The organism is Pseudomonas avellanae BPIC 631 (assembly GCF_000444135.1).
Taxonomy (GTDB): domain Bacteria; phylum Pseudomonadota; class Gammaproteobacteria; order Pseudomonadales; family Pseudomonadaceae; genus Aquipseudomonas; species Aquipseudomonas avellanae.
Map to the genome: position 1 here is coordinate 1 of NZ_ATDK01000355.1, position 4,744 is coordinate 4,744.

Here is a 4,744-nt window from a genome sequence, read left to right on the forward strand (position 1 = left end):
CGATATCTTGGGCGCTCATTTCTTCGCCTCCAACGGTGTAATCAACGAGCAAGAATAGACGATTTTACAGAGCATTTATTTTTGAGACAGCACACTAGAGGCAGCAAGCGTCTGGCCATCGGGAGAATCTCCAAACAGAGGTATGAAACACAGGGCATGTAAGCCAGCCGCTCGTGGGCGGCTGACGGGTAGCGTTGAAAGAGTGTGGCGAATAAAAGCTACTGAGTGATAAAAATACACGAATTCATTTTTATAATTGTTTAATAACTAAATTTTAAATCTCTAATTTTATTATTTTTTGATTTTTATTTTGTTAAATTTAATATTTTTAGCAAAAAAATGCCGTTATTTTTCTATTTGCAAGAATATTTTGTCTTTTTCATAAGCAGAGTGATCACTCTGTTTTAAGGTTTTTCGAACTTTTCAGTGCTTGATTGGCCGCTGGCCGGCGCGATTGCAGTCAGCGCTTGAATGCCTGCCGCCAGCGCGAGGATGTGCAGTTCGCCGGACGGGCTACTGCTCGAACGCCATTCACGCCGCTACCGAGTTTGTCCGGTAGCGGCGTGCTTCACGGTCAGAAACTGTACTTCGCCGTTAGTGCATAGCTGCGCGGGTTGCCGTAGACATCGGTAGAGCCCCAGACACTGCTGGCGCCAATCGCGGTGTAGTAGGTACGGTCGAAGATGTTGTTGGCGTTCAGTTGCAGGTCCAGATGCTTGTTCACCTGATACCCCGCCATCAAGTCTGCGACGGCATAACTGCCCTGTTCCAGACGGTAGCTGCCGTCGGTAAGGGCAATGTCGTTGTACATGCGGCTCTGCCAGTAGACGTTGCCGCCAACGCGCATTTTTTCCAGTGCGCCTTGCAGGCGATAGACCGTCGAAAATTTGAACAAGTGCTCAGGCGTGTCGGTGTCGAAGCGCTGATTTTCTTTCGCCGGATTGAAATCCTTGAGGTAGTGGGTGCGGGCGTAGGTGTATCCCGCCCCGACTTGCCAGTTCTCGGTCAGCGCACCCTGCAGCTCCATGTCGATGCCCTGACTGCGCACCAGGCCTGCGGCATCGTAGCAAGTGAGTACCGCGCAGCCGGCTTGGGTTGGCGCTTCGGTCTTGAGGTTTTCCTGATCGATCTGGAACACCGCGAGGCTGGCGTTGAGAGCGCCGTTGAAATACTCGCCTTTGATACCGACCTCATAGTTCTTGCCCACCACGGGGTCGAGCACTTTACCGGACAGGTCCTGATAATTCTGCGGGTTGAAGATATCGGTGTAGCTGGCGTACAGGGAGTACTGGTCATCCAGTTTGTAGATCAGGCCCGCGTAACGCGTCAGGTTGCGGGTGACCTTGAAGTCCTCGTCGCCTGAGCGGTCGTCGTAGTCGTACCAGTCCAGACGACCACCGAGAATCAGGGTCAACGGGTCCGCCAGGCTCAGGCGCGTGGTGAGATAGATTGCGTCCTGGGTGGCGATGTTGTGAGTTTTACCGTTGCGGACAAAGTCCGGCTTCGGCGCGCCGATAGGGAGTCCGGTGTCGTAGGGGCTGTATTCCTTGCTGGTCTTGTCGTAGACGCGCCTGCTGGTGCCGACCACCACTTCATGAGTGCGGCCAAACGCTTCGACCGGGCCGCTGGCGTAGGCATCGAATGCAGCCTGCTTTTCATCGGGCCTGGACTGATAGGCCGTGGTCTCCAGCGGACCGTTGTAGCGAGAGAGGTAGGTGCCCGAGAACACGCCGTCCAGAGTGGAGCTCGAGCCCGCAACGCGCAGTTTCCAGTCGTTGTCGAAACGATGTTCAAGTTCGCCGAACACGGTGTCGATCTGGATTTTCTTGTTTTCCCAGTCCGTACCGGGGTAGGTCGAGCGTGATAGGTTCAGGTGGTGGCCATCGGTGCCAAGCGGCAGGCCGCCCCAGAAAAAGTTGGTTTGATCCTCCTGACGAGACAGGCCAAAGGTCGCCGTCGTCGCATCCGTCAGGTCGGCTTCGATTACGCCATAGAACACGTCGTGATCGCTTTTTTCCTTGTCACGGAAGCTGTGTGCATCCTGGTAGGAACCGACTATCCGGCCACGCACCGTGCGGCTGTCGTTCAGTGGGCCGGAGGCGTCGAATACGCCACGGTAATCGTCCCAACTGCCGACAGCGCCGGTGAGGGAAACCTGCGGATCGGCGGTCGGGCGCTTGCGCACCATGTTGATAGCTGCCGATGGATTGCCAGAGCCTGTCGTCAGGCCGGTGGCGCCTCTGATCACTTCGACATGATCGAACATGGCCATATTGGGCTGCACGCCTGCCGTGTAGCCCGAGTAGGAGGCGGGCAGGCCGTCGTACATGATGTTGTCGATGTCGAAACCGCGGGACGTGTAGGTTTGACGGCCGGGCCCGCTGGACTGATCGAGGAATAGACCGGGCGTATACCTGACCACGTCGTTGATGCTGGTCATGGCCTGATCGTTCATGCGTTGCCGGGTGACGACGGTCACCGCCTGCGGCGTTTCACGCATGGTCAGCGGCAATTTGGTAGCCGTCTGCATGGCACCCGTGGTGTAGGAACCACTGCCCTCGGTGGTGGCGCCGAGCTGGGCACTGCTGATTTCGGTAGCACCCAGTTCCATGGTGGTTGCGAGCGGTGCTTCGGCGCCCTGCGTATCGGTAGCATAAGCCGCCTGAGTGGTTGCGATCCAGATGCCCATTGTCAGCAGGGCAGGAGTGAAACGAATACGGTGTTGCGATTGTTGCCCCGGCATGAACCTGACACTCCCTCAAGCCGTCCGTGGCTGGATGATAATGATGTTGATAATTGTTCTCATTATTGTGACAGGTTGTTTCTGCCAGAAAAAGACGCTTCGGCCAAATGGATGACGAAATTTTCACATTTGGGCGCTGCGCGGGCGAACGCCTGGATCGCTCAAGCCTGAGACCGAGGTCGGTCTCAGGCCCTGTACGAAAAGTGGTTGCATCTAATGAGGCAGCATTAAAGCCGGTCTTGAACGTGACGCCCCGGTAGATACGTTCACTGAACCAATGCCTGATGCAGTCGCAGCGGTTTGCGTTTTAAATAACGGTATTTCATCAACTACCCGTTGCGACGGAGGCAGGTTAACGTCAGTGGCTTCGTAGACTCGTACAGTGTCATCGGCAGGGTTGCGGTGGGCATCGACTGGCGTTACAGTCCGTTATCAGGGAGCCAATAGTTCAAGGAATAGATTTGAAACTCTCAATGCAGATGCTAAAGAAATCGTCTTTAATACCGTCCGACTTAACAGACACCTTGCTGTTGGTTGGAAGTAGCTGGGATGACTACTCATTCAAAACCAGTTTCACAGTCATGCACTTCGGTCCGGACGCTAAAAAAACTGAGCTTGGCACTACCAAGATTGGATATAAGGACCAGCAGCACGGATGGACGTCCGAGAAGTTTTCAACAAAAAATATAAGCCTGAGTGATGAGTTTTTTTCGTTGGGTCAGGATGTTGATTTTTATAGAAAACTTCAGGGTGGTTTGTCAGCCGACGCGGCGTTGGCTGTCTTGCAGGCTCTCAAAGATGTTATCGCCGACCCCGAGCGATTGGAGGACGTTAAGAATGAGCAGGTGTTTCGCGAGTCGCTGATGCGAAATGTCAGCTGGTCTGTCATCCGCGACCAGTTCAAACGTGTGCTGGCCGGGAAGCCAGAGCTGACAAGTTTTCATTTTAGTTACCAAACGAATGGGGATGAACAGCGCGCTGGCGTGGACGTGTCGTTTAAAGTAACGCCCCATTCCTTACCCTCGACTAATGTTCATGTTCTCATCGGGCGGAACGGTGTAGGCAAGACAACAATATTAAATGACATGGTCGAAACCATTCTCAGTGATACAACGGGCAGACCCCATTGCGGAAAATTTTTGATCCATGACTCGCTGGGCAGTGAACCCATGCCGACGGATTATTTTAGCAGCATTGTTTCTGTGTCTTTTAGCGCTTTTGATCCATTCTTGTTTCCTGCCGATCAACCCGATAGAAGTAAAGGTGTCGCTTATTTTTATGTGGGCATGCAATCCCCAGGGGAAGGGCCTGGTAAGCGCCCCCCGAAAACGACTGAGGCACTGTCGGAAGACTTTATAACAAGCCTGGAGTCTTGCTTTAGTCAAGAAAGCAAGCGGCAAAGATGGGTGGCTGCGATCAAGCGTCTTGAATCTGACAGCAATTTCGAAGACATGGACCTTGCTCATTTAAATGAGCTTCCCACGGACGAGGCTATTGTTAAAGCGCATCGGATTTTTAGCAGGATGAGTTCAGGGCACTCCATTGTATTATTGACATTGACAAAGCTCGTAGAGGCCGTCGAGGAAAAAACGCTTGTGCTAATGGATGAGCCTGAAAGTCATTTGCACCCGCCTTTACTGTCCGCGTTCACCAGAGCTATTTCTGACCTGCTACAAGACCGGAACGGTGTTGCAATTATCGCAACTCACTCCCCCGTGGTTGTTCAAGAGGCGCCGGGTTCTTGTGTGTGGAAGCTCACCCGACTGCGAGCTGAAGGCAGAGCTGATCGGCCTGAGAGGGAAACGTTTGGTGAGAATGCGGGTGTTCTTACCCGCGAAATATTTGGTTTGGAAGTCAATAAATCTGGTTACCATGAGGTTTTACAAGAGGCTGTCAATCGTGGAGGGACATTTGAAAGTGGGCGGCGGCAAAAACTGAGCGCAACACCTGACCAATCCGGTACGGTGAACCTATGTCATATCATGAACATCGCAAAGATCG

At 53.2% G+C, this 4,744-nt stretch carries 2 protein-coding genes; one reads left to right on the top strand and one right to left on the bottom strand.

Annotated features, from left to right (window positions below):
- Positions 1-574: 574 nt before the first annotated feature.
- Entirely contained in the window at positions 575-2,743 is a 2,169-nt protein-coding gene (locus tag DW49_RS0121470; protein ID WP_005619507.1) for a TonB-dependent siderophore receptor, read from the bottom strand.
- Positions 2,744-3,204: 461 nt separating this feature from the next.
- Here DW49_RS0121470 and DW49_RS0121475 point away from each other — a divergent pair.
- On the top strand, positions 3,205-4,744 hold a 1,540-nt coding region (locus DW49_RS0121475; protein ID WP_241478696.1), incomplete at its 3' end, for an AAA family ATPase.